Source organism: Lysobacter terrae (genome assembly GCF_054782215.1).
The window spans coordinates 477,346-499,906 of record NZ_BAAGSX010000001.1 but is presented as its reverse complement, the minus strand read 5'-3'; the positions used below and the strand labels follow the sequence as shown (position 1 = coordinate 499,906).

20 protein-coding genes, 1 tRNA gene and 1 pseudogene are annotated in these 22,561 nt (G+C 66.2%); 17 read left to right on the top strand and 5 right to left on the bottom strand.

Going from position 1 to position 22,561, the window contains the following annotated elements:
• Positions 1-4 precede the first annotated feature (4 nt).
• Positions 5-807 (bottom strand): annotated as a pseudogene (locus ACYVJ8_RS02415) (CoA pyrophosphatase).
• A gap of 101 nt (positions 808-908) precedes the next feature.
• Positions 909-1,592 carry an FKBP-type peptidyl-prolyl cis-trans isomerase N-terminal domain-containing protein gene (locus tag ACYVJ8_RS02410; RefSeq protein WP_460709299.1) on the bottom strand — a complete coding sequence of 228 codons (684 nt, stop codon included), beginning with the start codon at positions 1,590-1,592 and terminating at the stop codon, positions 909-911.
• A 191-nt stretch (positions 1,593-1,783) separates the two neighbouring features.
• On the opposite strand from ACYVJ8_RS02410, the gene ACYVJ8_RS02405 reads away from it, so the two are divergent.
• The 14 genes from ACYVJ8_RS02405 to rnt all read left to right on the top strand — a co-directional run bounded on the left by ACYVJ8_RS02405 (position 1,784) and on the right by rnt (position 15,080).
• A complete protein-coding gene (locus tag ACYVJ8_RS02405) occupies positions 1,784-2,581 on the top strand; it encodes an enoyl-CoA hydratase/isomerase family protein (RefSeq protein ID WP_460709298.1) in 798 nt (265 codons plus the stop codon).
• A gap of 16 nt (positions 2,582-2,597) precedes the next feature.
• Positions 2,598-2,975, top strand: a complete 378-nt coding sequence (locus ACYVJ8_RS02400) for a hypothetical protein (RefSeq protein ID WP_460709297.1) — start codon at positions 2,598-2,600, stop codon at positions 2,973-2,975.
• Complete coding sequence (gene nth, locus ACYVJ8_RS02395; protein WP_460709296.1) at positions 2,972-3,712, top strand: endonuclease III; 741 nt, start codon at positions 2,972-2,974, stop codon at positions 3,710-3,712. The genes ACYVJ8_RS02400 and nth overlap by 4 nt, the downstream gene beginning before the upstream one ends.
• A 293-nt stretch (positions 3,713-4,005) precedes the next feature.
• A complete protein-coding gene (locus tag ACYVJ8_RS02390) occupies positions 4,006-5,304 on the top strand; it encodes an OprO/OprP family phosphate-selective porin (RefSeq protein WP_460709295.1) in 1,299 nt (432 codons plus the stop codon).
• 156 nt (positions 5,305-5,460) lie between these two features.
• Positions 5,461-6,534, top strand: a complete 1,074-nt coding sequence (gene pstS, locus ACYVJ8_RS02385; RefSeq protein WP_460709294.1) for a phosphate ABC transporter substrate-binding protein PstS — start codon at positions 5,461-5,463, stop codon at positions 6,532-6,534.
• Positions 6,535-7,281: 747 nt separating this feature from the next.
• Complete coding sequence (gene pstS / locus ACYVJ8_RS02380) at positions 7,282-8,346, top strand: phosphate ABC transporter substrate-binding protein PstS (RefSeq protein ID WP_460709293.1); 1,065 nt, start codon at positions 7,282-7,284, stop codon at positions 8,344-8,346.
• A gap of 67 nt (positions 8,347-8,413) precedes the next feature.
• Positions 8,414-9,382: a phosphate ABC transporter permease subunit PstC gene (gene pstC, locus ACYVJ8_RS02375; protein ID WP_460709292.1), complete on the top strand. Its 969-nt coding sequence runs from the start codon at positions 8,414-8,416 to the stop codon at positions 9,380-9,382.
• Positions 9,382-10,257 carry a phosphate ABC transporter permease PstA gene (gene pstA / locus ACYVJ8_RS02370; RefSeq protein WP_460709291.1) on the top strand — a complete coding sequence of 292 codons (876 nt, stop codon included), beginning with the start codon at positions 9,382-9,384 and terminating at the stop codon, positions 10,255-10,257. The genes pstC and pstA overlap by 1 nt, the downstream gene beginning before the upstream one ends.
• A gap of 61 nt (positions 10,258-10,318) precedes the next feature.
• Complete coding sequence (pstB, locus tag ACYVJ8_RS02365; RefSeq protein ID WP_460709290.1) at positions 10,319-11,134, top strand: phosphate ABC transporter ATP-binding protein PstB; 816 nt, start codon at positions 10,319-10,321, stop codon at positions 11,132-11,134.
• A gap of 33 nt (positions 11,135-11,167) precedes the next feature.
• Positions 11,168-11,872, top strand: a complete 705-nt coding sequence (gene phoU / locus ACYVJ8_RS02360) for a phosphate signaling complex protein PhoU (protein WP_460709289.1) — start codon at positions 11,168-11,170, stop codon at positions 11,870-11,872.
• Positions 11,873-12,130: 258 nt separating this feature from the next.
• Entirely contained in the window at positions 12,131-12,679 is a 549-nt protein-coding gene (locus ACYVJ8_RS02355) for an HvfA family oxazolone/thioamide-modified RiPP metallophore (RefSeq protein ID WP_460709288.1), read from the top strand.
• Positions 12,680-12,748: 69 nt separating this feature from the next.
• Positions 12,749-13,606 carry an HvfB family MNIO-type RiPP peptide maturase gene (locus ACYVJ8_RS02350; RefSeq protein ID WP_460709287.1) on the top strand — a complete coding sequence of 286 codons (858 nt, stop codon included), beginning with the start codon at positions 12,749-12,751 and terminating at the stop codon, positions 13,604-13,606.
• Entirely contained in the window at positions 13,596-14,366 is a 771-nt protein-coding gene (locus tag ACYVJ8_RS02345) for an HvfC family RiPP maturation protein (RefSeq protein WP_460709286.1), read from the top strand. The genes ACYVJ8_RS02350 and ACYVJ8_RS02345 overlap by 11 nt, the downstream gene beginning before the upstream one ends.
• 63 nt (positions 14,367-14,429) lie before the next feature.
• Positions 14,430-15,080 carry a ribonuclease T gene (gene rnt / locus ACYVJ8_RS02340; protein WP_460709285.1) on the top strand — a complete coding sequence of 217 codons (651 nt, stop codon included), beginning with the start codon at positions 14,430-14,432 and terminating at the stop codon, positions 15,078-15,080.
• A gap of 190 nt (positions 15,081-15,270) precedes the next feature.
• Here rnt and sugE read toward each other — a convergent pair whose 3' ends face one another.
• The 3 genes from sugE to rnr form a co-directional block, all read right to left on the bottom strand.
• Positions 15,271-15,588: a quaternary ammonium compound efflux SMR transporter SugE gene (gene sugE / locus ACYVJ8_RS02335; RefSeq protein WP_460709284.1), complete on the bottom strand. Its 318-nt coding sequence runs from the start codon at positions 15,586-15,588 to the stop codon at positions 15,271-15,273.
• 155 nt (positions 15,589-15,743) lie between these two features.
• Positions 15,744-16,493, bottom strand: a complete 750-nt coding sequence (gene rlmB, locus ACYVJ8_RS02330) for a 23S rRNA (guanosine(2251)-2'-O)-methyltransferase RlmB (RefSeq protein WP_460709283.1) — start codon at positions 16,491-16,493, stop codon at positions 15,744-15,746.
• 82 nt (positions 16,494-16,575) lie between these two features.
• Positions 16,576-19,173, bottom strand: coding sequence for a ribonuclease R (gene rnr / locus ACYVJ8_RS02325; RefSeq protein ID WP_460709282.1), 2,598 nt, complete (start codon positions 19,171-19,173; stop codon positions 16,576-16,578).
• A 146-nt stretch (positions 19,174-19,319) separates the two neighbouring features.
• Between rnr and ACYVJ8_RS02320 the strand changes: the two genes are divergently transcribed.
• The 3 genes from ACYVJ8_RS02320 to ACYVJ8_RS02310 all read left to right on the top strand — a co-directional run bounded on the left by ACYVJ8_RS02320 (position 19,320) and on the right by ACYVJ8_RS02310 (position 22,542).
• Positions 19,320-19,404: transfer RNA gene (locus ACYVJ8_RS02320), tRNA-Leu, on the top strand.
• Positions 19,405-19,638: 234 nt separating this feature from the next.
• Positions 19,639-21,882, top strand: coding sequence for a DNA topoisomerase IV subunit A (gene parC, locus ACYVJ8_RS02315; protein WP_460709281.1), 2,244 nt, complete (start codon positions 19,639-19,641; stop codon positions 21,880-21,882).
• 3 nt (positions 21,883-21,885) lie between these two features.
• A complete protein-coding gene (locus tag ACYVJ8_RS02310) occupies positions 21,886-22,542 on the top strand; it encodes a thiopurine S-methyltransferase (protein ID WP_460709280.1) in 657 nt (218 codons plus the stop codon).
• The last annotated feature ends 19 nt before the right edge of the window (positions 22,543-22,561 follow it).

The following is a 22,561-nucleotide window of genomic DNA, read 5'->3' as shown; positions in this document are numbered from 1 at the left end:
GGGCTCAGGAGACGGCAGCGAGCCGTTCGCGCAGATTGAGCAGTATGGAGGCGGTGACGCCCCAGATGCGTTGCTCGGGATAGCTGAACTCCCACACCTGGCGCACGCGGCCGCGATGCTCCAGCGAACGGCTGCCGAGGTTGGCCGGATCGAGCAGGAAGGCCAGGGGCACTTCGAAGACCTCGGCCACTTCGTTGGGATCCGGGTGCGCGACGTAGTCGCCGGCGATCGTTCCGACCACGGGCACGACGCGAAAGCCGGTGATCGTGGTGAACGGATCCAGATAGCCCAGCGGCTGCACCTGCGCCGGTTCGACCCCGACCTCCTCGAAGGTCTCACGTAGGGCGGCGGCCACGGTATCGGCGTCCTCCGTCTCCAATCGTCCACCGGGAAAACTCACCTGCCCGGCGTGATGGCGCAGTGCATCCGTACGCCGCGTGAGCAGGACCTGCATGCCGCCCGTGCGCTGGACCAGGCCGACGAGTACCGCCGCTTCGACCAACTCTCGTCCCTCGGGCAACAGATCCACGATGTCCTCGTGGTTCCAGCCTTCACCGGTCGGCATGTCGGCCAGCGGATGCAGCGCCGCGATGATGTGTGCGAGCGGGACGCCGATGTCGGTCACGCTCGCCGCGACTCGCGCTCTGGCAATACCGATTCCATCAGCTGCAGGCGCTCGTCGTCGTTCATCTGCGACCAGCGCGCGATCTCGGCAGTGGTGCGATGGCAGCCATCGCACAGGCCATCCTCGCCCAGCGAGCAGACACCGACACAGGGGCTCAGGACGGCACGGAAATAAGTCGTCATCGTGGCGAGTCTACCGGTGCTTTCGCGGCGCTGGAACGCATTGCGCCGGCTCGAGGCCGGCGCAATGGGTCGAACGCTGGAAAAGACAGCGATCGGACTGATTACTTCACGCTGACCAGCTTGATCTCGAACTGCACCGCCACGTTCGGGGGGAAGCCGGTGCGCGGGTCGGCGCCCATGTACTTGTCGGCAGGCAGGGTGACTTCCCACTTGGAGCCGGCCGGCATCTGCTGCAGCACTTCGCGCATCGCCGCCACTTCGATTTCGCTGACCTTGATGCCCGGGACCTGGCCGGCCGGACGTGCCTGCGTCGGACGCTCGCCGAATGCAAACGGACCGGCCACTTCCAGCTGCACGGTGTTCGCCATGGTCGGCTTGGCGCCGGTACCGGTTTCGAGCACGCGGTACTGCACGCCGCTCGGCAGCGCCTTCACGCCCGTCTTGGCCTTGTTGGCCGCGATGAAGCTGTCGCTCTTGGTCTTGTTGGCGGCGGCGGCCTTCTCCCACTCGGCCTTGGCCTTCTCCTGCTGGCGCTTCTGCATGTTCTGCACGGCGGTGCGCAGCTGGTCGACCGGCACCGACGGCGGCTTCTTCGCGTAGCCGTCCTGCAGGCCCTTGATGATGGTGTTGACGTCGACCTGCTCGCCACTTTCCATGGCGTTGCGGCCCAGGTCGTAGCCCAGCGCATAGCTCAGCTTGCCCTTCTCGGTCGAGGTGTCCTGGGCGACAGCATTGCCGGCGAGGAACAGAGCCGCGACAGCGGCAGCGATCAAACGCAACTTCATTCGTTGAAACCTCATCATGAAAGAAAGCGGCTACGCCGCCCGGCAGTGAAATTCCCTTTTTGCCAACCATGCCGGTTGACCCCGAGGGCGCGCTAGGATAACGGCGCCAGGGCTTAACCGCCACTGACGCCTCCCCTCAGACCCCGATGCCCTCGCGGAGTTCCGCGCGGGCTGCAAATTCCAGCAAATACATGTCCGCAACCACCTCTCAAGCAGCCCCCGTCAGCATCGCCGACCGCGGATCCATTCGTATCATCACGGTCGACCGGCCGGACAAGCTGAATGCCCTCAATGCCGCCACGCTCGACGCCCTTCACGCCGCCTTCGATGCGGCGGCCGGCGATCCGGCCGTGCGCGTGGTCGTGCTGACCGGCGCTGGCCCGAAGGCCTTCGTCGCCGGCGCGGACATCGCGGAAATGAATTCGCTCACGCCGGTGCAGGGTCGCGACTTCTCGCTGCGCGGCACGCGCATGATGCGGCGTGTCGAACGCATGCCCAAGCCGGTGATCGCGATGGTCAACGGCTTCGCGCTCGGCGGCGGACTGGAGCTGGCGATGTGCTGCCATCTGCGCATCGCTGCCGACACGGCGAAGGTCGGGCAGCCGGAGATCAACCTCGGCCTGATTCCCGGCTTCGGCGGCACGCAGCGATTGCTGCGCCTGGCCGGACGCGCCGCGACGTTGGAACTGTGCCTGACCGGCGCCCCCATCGATGCCGCGCGTGCATTGCAGCTGGGGATCGTCAACCGCGTGGTCGCCGCCGCGGAACTGGAAGCGGAAACCATGAAGCTGGCCGAGCAACTCGCGAATTCCGCACCGCTTGCGCTGCGCGGCATGATCGACTGCATCAACATCGGCGGCGAATGCGGGATCGAAGAAGGCCTGGAATACGAATCGGCGCAGTTCGGCCTGGTGTTCTCGACGCAGGACATGCGCGAAGGTACGGCCGCCTTCCTCGAACGGCGCAAGCCGGAATTCAAGGGCGCGTGATCGGCATTCCAGCACGATGATCAGCACTGTCTGCCCCGTGTGTCGGTGCGACGCGCAGTCGCCGCAGCATGCGATCGTCGCCGCACTGTCGGCCGACGATCTGGACGCCGCTATCGAAGCCGGTCTATTGACGGCCGTCGCCTGTGACGGCTGTAGTGCCGCGTGCACGGCACTGGTCGCGAACGCCCGCGACGCGCGACTGCGCGCCTTGGCTGCGCGCGAACGCTACCGCGCGCGACAGGCGCGCCTGCTGCGCCGCGCACAGGAGCGTGCCGCGGCGAGTGCGTTGCCGGCAAGCGCCGCTGAGGTCGATACCAAGCCTGCATTGCCGTCGGCCGCCGCTGCGGCGCTGGCGCGCGCCAAGGCACGCGCTGCGGATCGACGCAAACCATGACGGCGGCGAAGAAGGCCGTCGCAAAACGCGCGCGCAAGAAGACGCCTGCCAAGGCAGCGAAGCCGCGCGGCGGCAAGCGGCTCTCGCCCGCCGAAATCGAGGAACTGTTCGCGCGTCTGGCCGAGCTCAATCCGAAACCGACGACCGAGCTCGAATATTCCACACCGTATGAATTGCTGGTCGCGGTGACGTTGTCGGCACAAGCCACCGACGTCGGCGTCAACAAGGCCACGCGCAAATTGTTTCCGGTCGCCAATACGCCCGAGCGGATCGCCGCACTGGGTGTCGAAGGTCTGAAGCCCTACATCGCCACGATCGGACTGTTCAACACCAAGGCCGCCAACGTCGTGGCCATGGCCCATCAGCTGCTGGAGAAGCACGGCGGACAGGTGCCGCGCGATCGCGCTGCGCTGGAGGCCCTGCCCGGCGTCGGCCGCAAGACCGCGAACGTGGTGTTGAACACCGCTTTTGGCGAGCCGACGATCGCGGTCGACACGCATATCTTTCGTGTCGCCAACCGCACCGGCCTGGCGCCGGGCAAGGACGTGCGGGCGGTGGAAGCCGGCCTGGAGCAGGTCGTGCCCAAGCGCTACCTGCATGACGCCCACCATTGGCTGATCCTGCACGGCCGCTATGTCTGCAAGGCGCGCAAGCCGGACTGCCCGCATTGCGCGATCCGCGATCTGTGCCGGTATCCGGACAAGACGCCGGGGGAGCCGGTGGCGGCTACGCGCTGAGCGGTTTCGCGCTCACCTCCCCTCACCCTGCGTTGCTTCGCAACGCTGTCCCTCTCCCCGCAAGCGGGGCGAGGGATGTCCCTTCTCCTCATGCAGTTCCTTCTCCCCGCTTGCGGGGAGAAGGTGCCCGCAGGGCGGATGAGGGGCGGCGGCGAAGCCGCCACTAGGATCGTGCAAGGCATCCACCCGTCACCCAACGGTAACCCCGAAGAAATAAGTCAGCCCTGTCACATTTACGCAATCTTCACTACTTAGCCTGCGCGGGTCCTCTCCACGCCCTAAGGGCTATTGCCATGAAACTCTCCCGCAGCACCCTGTCCGTTGCTCTGCTGGCCGCGCTGGCGGCGCCGGCAGCCCACGCCGAAGTCGCGCTCGACGTCATCGGCGGTTCGGAAGTCTCGTTCGAAGGCCTCTTCCAGGCCGAAGGCAACTGGTACGACAACGATATCGTCGACCTCAACTCGGCCGGCACCGGCGGCACGGCTGCCAGCGCTGGCGCCAACGGCGACGACAAGGAATTCGGCATTCGCCGCGCCGAGCTGATCCTCAAGGGCAAGGGCCCGGGCAATTACGAATGGGTGATCGGCTACGACGCCAGCTCCCAGAAGTCGGTCACGGTGGCCAATCCGTCGAACAACGGCGCCACCAACCCCACCTCGACCGTCGCGTCCAGCGGCAAGTGGCTTGACGTCAACGTCAAGTACAAGATCGGCGGCGACGCGAACCATTACCTGCAGGTGGGCCAGTTCAAGCAGCCCAACAGCATGGAAGAGCTGTCCAGCACCCGCTTCAACGACTTCATCTCCAAGGCTGCCGTGACCAATACGTACGCCGTGGCGCGCCGCACCGGCGTCGCCTACAGCTACGGTGACGTCAACTGGAGCATCACCGGCAGCTACTTCGGTCGCGAACTCACCCGCAACCTCGCCCACGGCTCGGGCTACGGCGTGCGCGGCACCTGGGCGCCGATCAACGAGACCGGCAACATCCTGCATGTCGGCCTGGCCTACGTCGATTACGACACCGACGCCGATACGTTCCGCCTGCGTTCGCGTCCGGACGCCGACCTCGCCACCCAGCGCCTGGTCGACAGCGGCAACCTGACCGATACCGACAACGTCGGCATCGCCAGCGTCGAAGGCCTGTGGGTGCACGGTCCGATCAAGGTGCAGGGCGAGTACTACACCGCCAACGTGAATCGTTACGGCACGGGCCATGGCGACTACAAGAGCGACGGTGCCTACATCAGCGGCGTCTGGAACATCACCGGCGAGACCTGGGGCTACAAGGCCGGCGTGCCGGTCACCCTGCTGCCGGAAGAACCGGGCCTGGGCATGTTCCAGCTCGGCCTGCGCTACGACACGCTCGACCTGAACGACGGTTCCGGCAACCCGACGACGGGCGCTGTGGCTGGCGTGCTGGGCGGCAAGCAGAACATCTGGACCGCGGGCGTGAACTGGTACTGGCGCTCGAACTTCAAGTTCGCTCTGAACTACGTGATGGTCGACACCACCAAGTGGTCGACCGCCGCACGCCGCGAAGTCGACGACAACCCGAACATCGTCGAAGGCCGCATCCAGTTCTACTGGTAAGCGAGTCACTCTCTCCCTGGAATGCACTTGGGGCGCGGTGAAAACCGCGCCCCTTTCTTTTGCCTGATGCGCGGCCGCCGCCTGAACGAATGGCCTGCACGCCGCCCCTGTCACTCAACTGAAATATTTCAGACGCCGGGCTGTCATCGAATCGTTATGGAATGCGCAGCGAACGGGCCTCGCCCGTCGTATCTCTCCAGGAGCCCATCCGTGTTCAAGACCCTCAAGTTCCGCGTCGCCGCTCTGGCCCTCGCCACGACCTTCGCGGCCAATGCATTCGCTGCCGACGTCACCGGCGCCGGTGCTTCGTTCGTCTACCCCATCATGTCGAAGTGGTCGGCCGAGTACGCCAAGACCACCGGCAAGAAGGTCAACTACCAGTCGATCGGCTCGGGCGGCGGCATCGCCCAGATCAAGGCGGCGACGGTGGACTTCGGCTCGTCCGACGCCCCGATGAAGCCCGATGAGCTGGCCAAGTTCGGCCTGGCCCAGTTCCCGTCGGTGATCGGCGGCGTGGTGCCGGTCATCAACGTTCCGGGCGTGGCTTCCGGCGCGATGAAGCTGGACGGCGAGACCCTCGCCAACATCTTCCTCGGCAAGATCACCAAGTGGAACGACCCGGCGATCGTCGCCCTCAACAGCGGCGTGCAGCTGCCCGACGCCAAGATCACGGTCGTGCACCGTTCGGACGGTTCGGGCACCACCTTCAACTTCGTCAACTTCCTGTCGAAGGTCAGCCCGGAGTGGAAGTCCTCGGTCGGTGAAGGCACCGCGGTCAAGTGGCCGACCGGCATCGGCGGCAAGGGCAATGAAGGCGTCGCCGCTTATGTGAAGCAGATCAAGGGCGGCATCGGCTACGTCGAGCTGTCGTACGCGCTGCAGAACAAGATGGCCTACTCGCGCATGAAGAACGCCGCCGGCAACTTCGTGCTGCCGTCGGACGAAAGCTTCGCCGCCGCCGCCGCGAACGCCGACTGGGCCAACGCTAAGGACTTCTACCTGGTGATGACGAATGCTCCGGGCGAGAAGTCCTGGCCGATCACCGCGACCAACTTCATCCTGATGTACAAGCAGCCGAAGAACGCCACTGGCGCCAAGAACGCCAAGGACTTCTTCACCTGGGCCTACGCCAACGGCGACGCTCAGGCTAAGGCTCTGGACTACGTGCCGCTGCCGGACGCGCTGGTACAGCAGATCCAGGCCTACTGGGCTCAGAACATGAAGTTCTGATCCGGGAGGGATTCCGGAAGACAGAAAAGCGGGCCTTCTGGCCCGCTTTTTCTTTTGAGCATCCATACCAGATCCCCGGCCGGGCAGGCGGCGCCGGTGCGGTCTGCGTGACACGCCGTGAATAGCCCCATCGTTCACCACAGACACGCGCTGCGGCGCGTTCCTCCCTATCGCAACTGCGTTTCACGGGGGCGCGGCTTGGTCGGCGGCATCCATGCCGCCGACAGTCACGCAGAGCCCACCGGCACCGCCTGCCCTCCCACACATAGCTGGCGCATCTACGAAGAAGCAAAGGCAGCTCGCTGCGCTCGCCTCCCCTCATCTGCCCTCCGGGCATCTTCTCCCCGCACGCGGGGAGAAGAAGAGCGCGTGGGCCGAAGCCACGAACTTCACGTTCGCGATTAGCGCTGCCCGCCGGGATGGGGGTGGCGGAGAGCGGACCAGGGATGGTCCGCGGCCCGACTAAAGGCAGGACTGCCGTCCGGAGGGTCGCAGCCACCCCCATCCCGGCGGGTAGCGCGTCCTTCCGAAGCCGACCGCCCGCAGCCGACGTACCAAAAGCAAAGTCCCTGGATCCCCGCCTTCACGGGGATGACGAAGGGAGCTCCGGCCGCTCGACCGGCCGAAACCGCCCCGCAGCGGCCCGCATGACGTTGCCGTTACAGGCCCATGTCATTCCCCTGTAACAAAAACATCATTTCATACCGGCATCGGTGGGCGCCCCACGCCTGCTCATGGACCGTGCCCATGAAGTCCCCTGCCCCCCGCCTCGCCCTGCTCGCCCTGGCCGCCGCCCTGGCGCTGGCCGCATGCAAGCCGGCGAACGCGCCCGCGGGCAAGGACACGGCCGCCGAGGACCCGGCCGGCGCAACGATCCTCGGAGCCGGCGCCAGCTTCGTCTATCCGCTGATGTCGAAGTGGTCGGCCGACTACCACAAGGCCACGGGCGTCAAGATCAACTACCAGTCCATCGGCTCCGGCGGCGGTATCGCGCAGATCAAGGCCGGCACGGTGGACTTCGGCTCGACCGACAAGCCGCTACCTCCCGATGAACTGGCCGCGGCCGGCCTGGGCCAATTCCCCTCCGCCATCGGCGGCGTGGTTCCGGTCGTGCACCTCAAGGGCATCGAGGCAGGAAAGCTGCGCCTCACCGGCCCGCTGCTCGCCGACATGTACCTGGGCAAGATCACCGCCTGGAACGACCCGGCCATCGCCCAGGCCAATCCGGGAGTAACGCTGCCGGCGACCAAGATCAGCGTGGTGCATCGCTCCGACGGTTCCGGCACCACCTTCAACCTCACCAACTATCTGTCGAAGGTCAGCCCGGAATGGCAGGGCAAGGCCGGCGAAGGCACCACGGTCAACTGGCCGGTCGGCATCGGCGGCAAGGGCAACGAAGGCGTCGCCGCCTATGTGCAGCAGATCGACGGCTCGCTGGGCTACGTCGAGTTGGCCTACGCGCTGCAGAACAAGATGAGCTACACCGCACTGCAGAACGCCGCGGGGCAATTCGTGCTTCCTTCCGCCGCGACCTTCTCGGCCGCCGCCGCGAGCGCCGACTGGAAGTCGGCCCAGGACTTCCACCTGGTCATGACCAATGCGACCGGCGCCAACGCCTGGCCGATCACCGCGACCAACTTCATCCTGATGTACAAGCAGCCGCGCGATCGCAAGCGCAGCGCCGACACGCGGGCGTTCTTCAAGTGGGCGTTCGAAAACGGACAGGCGCAGGCCCAATCGCTCGATTACGTCCCACTGCCGCCGCAACTGGTCGCGCAGATCGAGACGTACTGGTCGGTCGAGTTCAAGTGACCCAACAAATGGATCCCGGCTTGCGCCGGGATGACGAGCAGAAGCCAAGAGCGAACAGTCCCACCCCATGAGCGCTACCGCCCTCCCCACCGTGCCGAGCAGCAGCCGCGACGTCGCCGACGCGCGCAACGACAAGCTGTTCCGCTGGATCCTCACCGGCACCGCGCTGTTCGTGCTGATCGCGCTCGCCGGCGCGGCCCTGTCGATGCTGTGGGGCGGCCGCGCCGCGCTGCAGGTGCAGGGCCTGAGCTTCTTCTTCTCCAGCGACTGGAATCCGGTCGAGGACAAGTACGGCGCGCTCGTACCGATCTACGGCACCGTGGTGACGGCGATCATCGCCATGCTCATCGCGGTGCCGGTCAGCTTCGGCATCGCCTTCTTCCTCACCGAAGTCGCGCCGCGCTGGCTGCGCGGCCCGGTCAGCTCGGCGATCGAACTGCTGGCCGGCGTGCCCTCGATCATCTACGGCATGTGGGGCTTCTTCGTGCTGATGCCGGTGATGCGCGAAACCATCGTGCCCTGGCTCAACGACCACGTCGGCACCTGGCCGGTGATCGGACCGCTGTTCCAGGGCCCGCCGATCGGCGCGGGCATGCTCACCTCGGGCGTCGTGCTGTCGATCATGGTGATCCCCTTCATCTCCTCGGTGATGCGCGAGGTGTTCCTCACCGTGCCGACACGCCTGAAGGAATCGGCTTACGCGCTGGGCTCGACCAAGTGGGAAGTGAGCTGGGACATCGTCCTGCCCTACACCCGTTCGGCGGTGATCGGCGGCGTGTTCCTCGGACTGGGCCGCGCGCTCGGCGAGACGATGGCCGTCGCGTTCGTGATCGGCAACAGCGTCGACTTCACCAAATCGCTGCTCGAACCGAGCACCACCATCGCCGCGCTGATCGCCAACGACTTCGGCGAGGCGACGGAAACCTACCGCTCCGCGCTACTGCTGCTCGGCTTCGTCCTCTTCATCGTGACCTTCGTCGTGCTCGCCATCGCCCGCCTGATGCTGGCGCAGCTGTCCCGCAAGGAGGGCAACTGATGAGCGCTCTGATCTCCTCCGCTTCCAGCGGCCTGTACCTGCGCCGCCGCATCGCGAATGTCGTCGCGATCGTGCTGGCCACGGCCGCGGCACTGTTCGGCCTGTTCTTCCTGGGCTGGATCCTGTGGACGCTGATCGCCAAGGGCATCGGCGGCGTCAACTGGGCCTTGTTCACCCAGAACCAGCCGCCGCCGATGGAAGCAGGCGGTCTGAAAAACGCCTTCTTCGGCAGCTTCGTGATGTGCGCACTGGGCATCCTGATCGGCACGCCGCTCGGCATCGCCGCGGGCACCTGGCTGGCCGAATACGGCAACAACCGCAAGCTCGGCACTGCCGTGCGCTTCGTCAACGACATCCTGCTGTCGGCCCCCTCGATCGTGCTGGGCCTGTTCGTCTACGCGGTGTTCGTGATGCAGACCGGCGGCCGGTTCTCCGCGCTTGCCGGTGCGCTCGCGCTCGCTTTCATCGTGCTGCCGGTGGTGGTGCGCACCACCGACGAGATGCTGCGGCTGGTGCCCGCGCAAATGCGCGAGGCGGCGCTGTCCTTGGGCGTTCCGCAGTGGAAGGTGATCGTGCAGGTGCTGTATCGCAGCGCTTCGGCCGGCATCGTGACCGGCATCCTGCTGGCGCTGGCGCGTATTTCCGGCGAAACCGCGCCGCTGCTGTTCACCGCCTTCGGCAACGAGTTCTGGAGCACCGACCTGTCGGGCGCGATGGCCGCGGTACCGCTGGTCATGTACAAGTTCGCCGGCAGCGGCTTCGCCAACTGGGAAGCGATCGCCTGGGCCGGTGCGCTGGTGCTCACGCTGTTCGTGCTCGCCGTCAGCCTGTTCGCGCGCACCTTCCTGCTGCGCAACAAGATCACTCATGACTGAGGACGCCATGGACGTGCTTTCCCCAGCCCCCTCTCCCGTCACCCTTCGAAATACCGCCGCCATGAACGATGCCCGTCTCAATGTAGCCATGCCCGACCGCATCGGGACGGCACCGGCTGCCACGCAGGTGAAGCTCGCAGCGCGCGGGCTGGATTTCTACTACGACAAGTTCCATGCCTTGAAGAGCATCAACCTGGAGATACCGGAAAAGCGCGTAACCGCGCTGATCGGCCCCTCCGGTTGCGGCAAGTCGACGCTGCTGCGCATCTTCAACCGCATCTACGCGCTGTATCCGAAGCTGCAGGCCAAGGGCGAGGTGCTGCTGGACGGGGAGAACATCCTCGACCCGAAGTACCCGATGAACCGCCTACGCAGCAAGGTCGGCATGGTGTTCCAGAAGCCGGTGCCGTTCCCGATGACCATCTTCGAGAACGTCGCCTACGGCATCCGTCACCACGAGAAGCTGTCGAAGTCGGAAATGACCGATCGCGTCGAAAGTGCGCTGCGCCAGGGCGCGCTGTGGGACGAAGTGAAGGACAAGCTGGGCCAGAGCGCCCTGGGCCTGTCCGGTGGCCAGCAGCAGCGCCTGTGCATCGCGCGCGCGGTCGCGCTGAAGCCCGACGTGCTGCTACTCGACGAGCCGACCTCGGCGCTGGATCCGATCTCCACCAGCCGCATCGAGCAGCTGGTCGAAGAGCTGAAGAAGGACTACACGATCGCCATCGTGACCCACAACATGCAGCAGGCCGCGCGCGTGTCCGATTTCACCGCCTTCATGTACCTGGGCGATCTGGTCGAGCACGGTCCGACCGAGACGATCTTTTCGCAGCCGACCAAGCAGCAGACTGAAGATTACATTACGGGTAGGTTCGGGTAAGAAACCGCACCTAGAAGGAAACAGAGAACAGCCATGGGCACCAACATGCACGACCACATCGTTAAGAGCTACGACGACGAACAGCAGCGCCTGCTCGCCGAAACCCTGCGCATGGGCGAGATGGCCGCCGCGCAGCTGGAAGCCGCACTCGACGTGGTCCAGCGCCGCGACGACAAGGCCGCCGAGCGCATCATCGCCAACGACGAAGCGATCGACGCGCTGGAAAGCGAGGTCAGCCACGACGTAATGAAGCTCGCGCTGCGCGGCCCGATGGCGCGCGACCTGCGCCAGATCCTCGCCGCGATCCGCATCGCCGCCGACATCGAACGCATCGGCGACCTGGCGGCCAACGTCGCCAAGCGCTCGCGCGCGCTCAACCTCGCTCCGCCGCTGCCGCACATCGCCGGGCTGCATGCGCTGGGCACGCTGGCCGTGCAGCAGGTCCGCGATGCGATGGCCGCCTACAAGGACAGCGACATCGAACAGGCCCAGCGCGTGCGCGCCCGCGACGCCGAGATCGACATCGCCTACACCGGCCTGTTCCGCGAACTGCTCACTTACATGATGGAAGACGCGCGCAGCATCACCGGCTGCACCCACCTGCTGTTCATGGCGAAGAACATGGAGCGCGTGGGCGACCACGCTACTAACATCGCCGAGAACGTGTGGTTCCTGGTCAAGGGCGACGAGCCCCTGCCGCCGCGCGAGAAGCGCGACGAGTCGATCGCCACGCGCTAACCCTCGCGACTGACCTTTGTTGGCGTCAGGCCGGCGCCAGGCGGCCCCGGGGCTAAATTCCAGCTGAATATGGGCGTGAAGGGCTCCTTCACGCCCTCATCTTTTCTGCCTGCCACCCACTCTTGGGATATGCGCGCACCCGGTCCACCGCGCATTCTTTCGCGACATCCATTTCCAAGGCCGTTGCGTACATACTCGGCCGGCTCGAACCTGCGGCACCGCCCGCCATCCACCCCGCACCCACCAGGAGCGTTGACCATGTCCACCAAGCAGACCAACAAACCGCTAGCCCTCGCCGTCGGCGCCGCCCTTGCCGGTGGCATCGCATTTTCGGGCGCTGCCTTCGCCATGAACGATCTGGCCAGCGGCTACATGGTGAGCGCCAGCCACGCCGCCAGCGAAGCCAAGGCCGCCGACAAGAAGGCCGAAGCCAACTGCGGCGCCGACAAGAAGGCTGCGGAAGCCAACTGTGGCGCTGACAAGAAGGCCGCGGAAGCCAAGTGCGGCGCCGACAAGAAAGCGGCCGAGGGCAAGTGCGGCGAAGGCAAGTGCGGCATGGACGTGATGGACGCGGACAAGGACGGCAAGATTTCGTCCGCCGAATTCGCCGCCAAGCACGACGGCGACAACAGCAAGTTCGCCGCGCACGACACCAACAACGACGGCTTCATCGACGCCAGCGAGATGAAGGCGCACATGGATGGCAAGGGCGGCGAAGCCAAGTGCGGCGCCGACAAGAAGCCCGCCGACGAGAAGGCCAAGATGGAAGGCAAGTGCGGCGAAGGCAAGTGCGGCGGCATGGCCTGATGTGACCCGCGACGGGAGAGTCCTGCACTCTCCCGTCGCAACTTTCTTCGATCGACGCGACGCTTTCCGATGCGCTCCCTTTCGCCACGAAGTGCCGGCCTGGGCCTGCGGCGTGCGCTGCTCGATGCATTGCGATCCGCGCCCGCGGGCGACTTCGACTTCCTCGAATGCGCGCCTGAGAACTGGATCGGCGTGGGCGGCCGCTATGGCGACGCCCTCGAGGAACTCACGGCGAAGCACCCGCTCGTCTGCCATGGCCTCTCGCTCTCGCTAGGCGGCTTCGCACCGCTGGACGAAACCTTTCTTTCGCGCGTGCGGCGCTTCCTCGACCGCCACCACGTCGCGCTGTACAGCGAACACCTGAGCTACTGCGCCGACGACGGCCAGCTCTACGACCTGCTGCCGATTCCTTTCACCGAGGAAGCCGTGCATCACGTCGCCGCGCGCATCCGCCAGACCCAGGACATCGTCGGACGCCGCATCGCCGTGGAGAACGTGTCGTACTACGCCGCACCCCATCAGGCGATGCGCGAGATCGACTTCATCAACGCCGTGCTCACCGAAGCCGACTGCGACCTGTTGCTGGACGTCAACAACATCTACGTCAACGCGATCAACCATCGCTACGACGCCGAAGATTTCCTGGCCCGGCTTCCCACGCAGCGGGTCGCCTACATCCACGTCGCCGGCCACTACGACGAAGCCGAAGATCTGAAGGTCGACACGCACGGCGCGCCGGTGAAAGACGCGGTCTGGAAACTGCTCGGCTCCGCCTATGCGCGCATCGGCGCACGGCCTACGCTGCTCGAGCGGGATTTCAACATTCCGCCCTATGCCGAGCTGCTGGGCGAGCTTGGCACCGTTCGCGCCGTCATGGATGCGCACACGGGCGCACCGATCGAAACGCAAAGCCGCCATGCCCGCTGAGTCCGGCTCCGCACCCGCGCGCCTACGCGAGCAGCAACTCGAGCTCACCCGCCACCTGCGCGATCCCGAGCACGTCGCGGCGCCAAGCGGCATCGAGGATCGCCGCCTCGCGATTTACCGCGAGCTGCTGTTCAACAACATCGAAAGCCTGCTGTCCGGCAACTTCCCGGTGATCCGCACGCTGCTGGGCACGACACGCTGGAAAGCGCTGGTGCGCGATTTCTATCGCGATCACCGCAGCCAGACGCCGCTGTTCCCGGAGATCGCGCGGGAGTTCCTGCGCTATCTCGAATCGTTGCCACAGCTGGACCCACCCTTCCTCGGCGAACTCGCGCATTACGAGTGGGTGGAACTGGCGCTGCAGATTTCCGAAGCGACGACCGCCGAGGTCGCGCACGATCCCGAAGGCGATCTCCTTGCCGACTCGCCGCTGGTCTCGCCTCTGGCCTGGCCGCTGGCCTATCGCTGGCCCGTGCACCGCCTGGCGCCGGACTATCAGCCGGCGACGCCGCCCGAGCGGCCGACGCTGCTGCTGTTGCGCCGCGAAGCCGATGGCAACGTGCGCTTCTCCGAACTGAGCGCGCTGGCGTTCCGCCTGCTGGCCCGATTCGACGAAAGCCCGGCGTTGAACGGCCGCGAACAGCTTCGCGCCCTGGCCGCGGAAGCCGGCGTGGAGGCGGACGAGGCCTTCATGGCGCAGGGGGCGAGCCTGCTGGAGCAGATGTGCGCGAACGGCACGCTGCTGGGCACGCGGCGGTAATCGTTCCGCACGGCTTGCGCAATTGGGCGACGAGACGCCGTCCGGCCCGGCTAAACTGCGTGGATGCAAGAAGCCGCGAAATCCTCCGCCTCACCCCTCTCTACCCGTTTCCGCGGCTTTCTCCCGGTCGTAGTCGACGTCGAGACCGGCGGCTTCGACTGGAACCGGCACGCCCTGCTCGAGATCGCGGTGGCGCCCATCGATATCGACGAGAACGGACAGTTGTTCGTCGGTGGCGTCACCAGCAGCCACGTCATTCCCGCGACGGGCATGGATATCGATCCCAAGTCGCTGGAAATCACCGGGATCATCCTCGACCATCCGTTCCGCGATGCGAAGCCGGAACGGGCCGCACTCGACCTGGTCTTCGCTCCGGTACGCGAGGCCATGCGCAAGCACGGTTGCCAGCGCGCGATCCTGGTCGGACACAACGCCCATTTCGATCTCAACTTCCTCAATGCGGCGATCGCGCGCGTGGGCCACAAGCGCAGCCCGTTCCATCCCTTCAGCGTGTTCGACACGGTGACCCTGGCGGGCGTGGCCTACGGCCAGACCGTCCTGTCCCGCGCGGTGCAGGCGGCGGGACTGGAATGGCGCAATGAAGATGCGCACTCGGCCTTCTACGACACGGAGCGGACGGCGCAGCTGTTCTGCAAGATCGTCAACAGTTGGCCGATGCTGAAGCTGCCTGCGGCGGGGCAGGCATCGCCGTAAGCGGGCGGACGAGTGGCATAGGCTCGATGAGTTGAAGCAGCGCTTATGCAGCGCTGCTTCGCTCGCCCCCCATCCGCCCCTTCGGGGCACCTTCTCCCCGCGCGCGGGGAGAAGGAGTAGCTACCCCTCGCCCCGCTTGCGGGGAGAGGGACCGCGTCGCGCAGCGACGCAGGGTGAGGGGACGTGCGAACTACGGCGTCGCCAGCTTCAACCCGATCAATCCAAGCACGATCAACACCACACTGCCGACCCGCAACGCATTGAGCGGCTCATCGAACAGCACGATCCCCAAAATCACCGTACCGACGGCGCCCACGCCCACCCACACGGCATAGGCCGTACCGACGGGTAGCGACTTCATCGCGACACCCAGCAATCCCAGGCTAACCGCCATCGCGGCGACAGTGCCCACGGAGGGCCACAAGCGCGTGAAGCCTTCGGTGTATTTCAAGCCGATCGCCCAGGCGATTTCGAACAGGCCGGCGAGAACGAGGATGATCCAGGACATTGCAGTGCTCCCATCGTAGGCGGGGCCGTCCCCGGAATGAGATGGAGCGGCGGGGTCGTCCCGGCCCTCCTCTGGCTACACGAGCCAGATAAGTCAGTGCCGCGCCGGCGGCTGCGAACAATAAATCGCCAGCGCGTCTTTGGTACGCCCAGCCCTCAGACCCTGCGCTGTCGCGCCGCCTCGAACAACACAACGCCCGAAGCAACCGACACGTTGAGGCTTTCCACGTCGCCGGCGCCCGGCATCGGAATCTTCACCAGCTGATCGCAGTTCTCGCGCGTGAGCCGGCGCAGGCCGTCGGCTTCGCCGCCCAGCACCAGGGCGACGTTGCCGCGCAGATCGAGCGACCAGAACGACGCCTCGGCTTCGCCGGCCAACCCATAGATCCACACGCCCATCTGCTGCAGATCGCGCAGCGTGCGCGAGAGATTGGTCGCCGGAATCACCGGAATGCTGTCCGCCGCGCCGGCCGAGGTCTTGCGCACGGTCGCATTGACCTGCACCGCCTTGTCCTTGGGGAAGATCACCGCCGTGGCGCCCGCCGCCGCCGCACTGCGCAGGCAGGCGCCGAGGTTGTGCGGATCCTGCACGCCGTCGAGCACCAGCACCAAGGCCTTGCCTTCGGCGGCCTCGATCAGGCCCTGCAGGTCGTTCTCGCTATAGGTCTTGGCCGCGGCATAGCGCGCGACCACGCCCTGATGGCGCAGGCTGCCGACGACGCCGTCCAGCGCCTGCGTGGCGACGCGGCGCACGTCGATGTCTTTGCGGCGCGCGTTCGCCTCGATCTCGGTCAGGCGCGGATTCTTCGCCCCGGCTTCGATCAGGACTTCGCGTACGTTGTCGGCGTCGTGTTCGACGGCGGCCGACACCGCGTTGATGCCGGCGATCCATTGTTTTGTGCTCATGGGCGCATTGTCCCCTGCTCTTGCGCGCCGGGAAAGCCATCCGGCGCGCCAAGAGGGGCCCAGGCCCGGCGCCCGCGATGGATCAGTACTTCTGCTTCACCCGCTTCGCCGGCTTGCCGCGGGGCGGCAACGGCTTCGCCCCACGCTCTTCGACCAGGCGGAAGTCGATACGCCGGTCTTCCACGCTGGCCTTGAGCACGATGATCTCGACGCGGTCGCCCAGGCGGAACTCGCGGCCCGTGCGTTCGCCGGTCAGCGTCTTGCGGATCGGGTCGAAGTGGTAGAAGTCGCTGGGCAGCTGGGTCACGTGCACCAGGCCATTGACCTTGGAATCGTCCAGCTCGATGAACAGACCGAAGCTGGTGACGCCGCTGATCACGCCCGGGAACTGACCGCCCACGTGCTGTTCCATCCACGCGGCGCGGTAACGCTCGTCGACCTCGCGCTCGGCTTCGTCGGCGCGGCGCTCGCGCTCCGAGCACTGCAGGGCCAGCGCGGTCATTTCGCGCGGCGAATAGAAGTCGACCGGCTTGCCGTGGTGCAGCGCGTGCTTGATCGCGCGATGCACCAGCAGGTCCGGATAGCGCCGGATCGGCGAGGTGAAGTGCGCGTATGCCTCCAGCGCCAGGCCGAAATGGCCGACGTTGTCCGGCGAATACACCGCCAGCGACTGGCTGCGCAGCAGCACCGACTCCAGCAGCGCCGCATCCGGCCGCTCGCGGATCTTCTTCAGCAGCACGGTGAAATCCTTCGGCTGCACCTTCGCCCATGGCGGCATGCGCAGGGTGAATTCCTTGAGGAATTCCTGCAGGTCCGCGTACTTCTCTTCCGGTGGACGCTCGTGGATGCGGTACGGCGCGGGCACCTGATGCGAGAGCAGGAACTTCGCCGCTTCGACATTGGCCGCGATCATGCATTCCTCGATCAGCTTGTGCGCGTCGTTCCGCTGCAGCATGCCGGCCTGCACGACTTCGCCCTGCGCGCCGAGCACGAAACGCACTTCCGAGGATTCGAATTCGATCGCGCCGCGGCGTTCGCGCGCCTTGGCCAGAATTCGGTAGAGCTGGTGCAGGTGTTCGACTTGCGGCAGCACGGCGCTGCCGATCTGCGTGCGCGCTTCGGCCTGGGTCTCCTCGGGCACGTCGCCGACCGCATTCCACACCAGCGTGTAGGTGAGGCGCGCGTGGGAATGCATCACCGCCTCGTAGAACTTCGAGCGGGTCACCTCGCCGTTGCGATCGACCTGCATGTCGCAGACGAAGCACAGACGGTCGACCTTCGGGTTCAGCGAGCAGATACCGTTGGACAGGGTCTCCGGCAGCATCGGCACGACGAAGCCGGGGAAATACACCGACGTGGCGCGCTTCTGCGCTTCGTCGTCCAGCGGCGAACCGGGCCGCACATAGTGCGAGACATCGGCGATCGCGACGACCAGGCGGAAACCGTCGCGATTGGGCTCGCAATACACCGCATCGTCGAAATCCTTGGCGTCCTCGCCATCGATGGTGACTAGCGGCGTGCCGCGCAGATCGACGCGTCCCTGCGCGGTCGCCGCATCGACGGTGAGCGGTACCGTGGCGGCTTCGTTCAACACCGGCTGCGGAAATTCGTGCGGCAGCTCATGCCCGTGGATCGCGGCCTGCACCGCCAGCGAGGCGGTCAGGCGCTCGCCCAGCACGGTCAGCACGCGGCCGATCGGTGGCCGCCACGAATCGGGGGCCTGGGTGATCTCCGCCACCACGAGCTGGCCGTGCTTGGCCTCGCCGCGCGCGTCCGGCGGGATCTGCAGGTTACGCTGGATGCGGCGGTCATCGGGCACGACGTAGCTGATGCCCGATTCGATTTCGAAGCGGCCGATCAGCCGGTTGAGGCGCCGCTCCAGCACTTCCACGATCGCGCCTTCGCGGCGGCCGCGCCGGTCCATGCCGGTGACGCTGGCGAGCACGCGGTCGCCATGCATCGCCTTGCGCATCTCCAGCGGCGGCAGGAACAGGTCGTCGCCGCCGCCCTTATCCGGGCGCAGGAAGCCGAAGCCGTCCGGATTGGCGATGACCGTGCCGGCGATGAGGTCCAGCCGTTCGACGGGCGCGAACTCGCCGCGCCGGTTCAGCAGCAGCTGCCCATCGCGAAGCATGGCGGCCAGGCGCTTGTTCAGTGCATCGAAGCGATCCGGCGCCGCCAGGTCGAGCCGCTGCGCCAGCGCATCGGCCGCCATCGGACCCTCGCCCAGCAGGCGCAGAATCAGCTCGCGGCTGGCGATGGGCTGCTCGTAACGGCTGGCTTCACGGTCGGCGTGCGGGTCGTTGAAAGCGCCCGTCTCGAGTTGATCGCGTTCGCGTTGATCGCGTTCGAATTGACCGGGCCGGATGGCTCCTGGCTGAATCCCGCCACGGGCTGGTGGCCTGGCCGCCTTCTTGTTGGGCTCGAAGGTGTCCGACCTGCGCGCTTCGCCCTTGGACGTTTCGCTCTTGGACGAGCCGGTCCTGGACGTGCTGGCCTTGAAGCCGCGCGGCGGCGGCTCCGGCATCCACGCCGGGCGCGGCGCCGCGCCTTGGGGGCGTGGCGCGCCCTTCTTCCCTGTCGTGCCGGCCGCCTTGGCCGGGCCTCCCGCGCGGCTCGGGCCGGCGCTGCGGCCGCTGCCCGCCGCGGTCTTGCGACCGCCCGTGGTCTTCTTTTTCATCGCCTCATGGTCGCACATCACCATGAAGACACGGTCGCCATGAATGGAGCGCGGCCCCGCTGCGGGAAGCGTGTAACAAGTCGTTGACAAGCGCGCCGCCGCAACGCAACATACGCGCCCTCGCACGGCTCAACGCCGCAAGCGAAGCCCAGGTGGCGGAATTGGTAGACGCACTAGTTTCAGGTACTAGCGGGTAAAACCGTGGAGGTTCGAGTCCTCTCCTGGGCACCAACGATTTTGAGAAAAGCCTCGCAGAAATGCGGGGCTTTTTCTTTTCCGGTGCGCCTGGCCTTTTGCCGATATTGCCGCCACGACGGGCCTGTCCAGGCGGGCGGTGGTTGGCGCCCGGTTCAAGGCATTAAGCCGCCAGCGACCTTGTACCGGTAATGCGCGCTCGCGCGGGCGCGACGCCGCCCCGCCGTTAGAATCCCCTTCAGATTTTCATTCCAGGCCTCGCACCACTCCATGAGCGATACCGTCCGTCCGGTCTTCCACGGCTTCGAACAGATCCCGCTGCGCGAATACGCCGAGCGCGCCTACCTCGACTACTCGATGTACGTGGTCCTCGACCGCGCCCTGCCCTTCCTCGGCGACGGGCTCAAGCCGGTGCAGCGCCGCATCATCTATTCGATGAGCGAGCTGGGCCTCAACGCCGCCTCCAAGCCGAAGAAATCCGCGCGCACCGTCGGCGACGTCATCGGCAAGTACCACCCGCACGGCGACAGTGCCTGCTACGAGGCGATGGTGCTGATGGCGCAGCCGTTCTCGTATCGCTATCCGCTGATCGAGGGCCAGGGCAACTTCGGTTCCAGCGACGATCCCAAGTCGTTCGCGGCGATGCGCTACACCGAGGCCAAGCTCACGCCCATCGCCGAAGTGCTACTGGGCGAACTCGGCCAGGGCACGGTCGACTGGGATCCCAACTTCGACGGCACTCTGGAAGAGCCCACCTGGCTGCCCGCGCGCCTGCCGCACCTGCTGTTGAACGGCACCACCGGCATCGCGGTCGGCATGGCCACCGACGTGCCGCCGCACAACTTGAACGAAGTCGTCAGCGCCTGCGTGCGCCTGCTCGACGATCCGGACGCGACCACGCGCGATCTGTGCGAACACATCCTCGGTCCGGACTATCCGACCACCGCCGAGATCATCACGCCGCGCAGCGAGTTGATGGCGATGTACGAAACCGGCCTGGGCAGCGTGCGCGCCCGCGCCGTGTTCCAGCGCGACGGCGCCAATATCGTCATCACCGCGCTGCCCTACCAGGCCTCGCCGAGCAAGGTGATCGAGCAGATCGCCACGCAGATGCGGGCGAAGAAGCTGCCCTGGCTGGAAGACATCCGCGACGAGTCCGACCACGCCAATCCGACCCGCATCGTGCTGGTGCCGCGCTCCAACCGCGTCGACGTCGAGCAGTTGATGGGCCATCTGTTCGCCACGACCGACCTGGAGAAGAGCTTCCGCGTCAACCTCAACGTGATCGGCGAAGACGGCCGCCCGCAGGTGAAGGGGCTCAAGACGTTCCTCGGCGAGTGGCTGAAGTTCCGTACCGAGACGGTGACGCGCCGCCTCAAGCACCGCCTCGACAAGGTCGAGCGCCGTCTGCACCTGTTGGAAGGCTTGCTGATCGCCTTCCTCAATCTGGATGAAGTCATCCGCATCATCCGCAGCGAGGACGAGCCCAAGCCGGTGCTCATCTCCCGCTTCAAGCTGAGCGACGATCAAGCCGACTACATCCTCGAGACCAAGCTGCGCCAGCTGGCGCGCCTGGAGGAAATGAAGATCCGCGGCGAGGAATCCGAACTCGACGCCGAGCGCGATCGCATCATCGCCACGCTCGACAGCAAGGCCAAGCTGAAGAAGCTGGTGAAGGACGAGCTGCTCGCCGACGCGAAGAAGTTCGGCGACGCGCGCCGTTCCCCGCTGGTCGCGCGCGAAGCCGCGCAGGCGCTGTCGGAGACCGAACTGGTCGCCAGCGAACCGATGACGATCGTTATCAGCGAGAAGGGCTGGGTGCGCGCGGCCAAGGGTCACGAGGTCGATGCGGCCTCGCTCAGCTATCGCGATGGCGACGGCCTGCTCGCCGCGGCGAAGGGCCGCAGCACGCAGCAGGTGGCGTTCCTCGATTCCACTGGGCGTTCGTATTCGACCGTGGCGCATACGCTGCCGTCGGCACGCGGCAACGGCGAGCCGCTGACCGGCCGCTTCGCGCCAGCGCCCGGCGCGTCGTTCCAGGCGCTGGCGACGGGCGACAACGAGACCAAGTTCGTGCTCGCCTCCTCGCACGGCTATGGCTTCATCACCCGCTTCGAAAACCTCACCGGCCGCAACAAGGCCGGCAAGGCGATGCTGTCGCTGACGCCGAACGCGAAGGTGCTGCAGCCGGCGCAGGTCGCTACCGGCGAGAAGGACCGTGTGGTCGCGGTGACCAACGTCGGCCACCTGCTCGCCTTCCCCGTGTCGGAACTGCCGGAACTCGACAAGGGCAAGGGCAACAAGATCATCGACATTCCCAAGGCCAAGCTCGGCACCGAGCGCGTCGTCGCCGTCGCCGTGGTGCCGCAGGGCGGCACGCTGGTGGTGAAGTCCGGCACGCGCACGATGTCGCTGTCGTTCAAGGATCTGGAGGAGTACATCGGGGCGCGGGCGACGCGGGGTGGGTTGTTGCCTAGGGGCTGGCAGAAGGTCGAAGGACTGGAAGTCCAATAACCAATGCAACCCGACTTCTGGCTCCAACGCTGGCGCGACAACCAGATCGGCTTCCATCAGGACAAGCCGACGCCGCTGCTGCTCAAGCACTGGCCGGCGATCGGCATGCCGGTAGGGGCGACGGTCTTCGTGCCCCTGGCGGGCAAGTCGCTGGACATGGTGTGGTTCGCGTCGGAGGGCTACCGCGTCTTCGGTGTCGAGCTTTCGCCGCTGGCGATCAAGCAGTTCATTTCCGAACACGGCGTCGTCCCCGAAGTACGGGAGTCGAAGTACGGCACGCATTACATCGCCGGCAGTGTGGAGATCGTCCAGGGCGACGCGTTCGCCCTGGATGCGCAGGCCCTGCAGGACTGCAGCGTGGTCTTCGATCGCGCCGCATTGATCGCGCTACCGCCGGAGCTGCGCCGCCGCTACGTCGATGAGGTGTACGCGCGCCTGCCGCAGGGCTGCCGCGGCCTGCTGATCACGCTCGAGTATCCGCAAGGCGAAAAGCAGGGGCCGCCCTTCAGCGTGACCGAAGCCGAAGTGCGTGAGCTGTACGAGCCGCAATGGCACGTCGAAGTGCTGGAACGCCGCGACATCCTCGCGCAGCAACCGGCCTTCATCGAGGAAGGCGTCACCGCTCTGGATACCGTGGTCTATCGGCTGATCCGCCGCTGACCGCACGCTGCGGACAGCG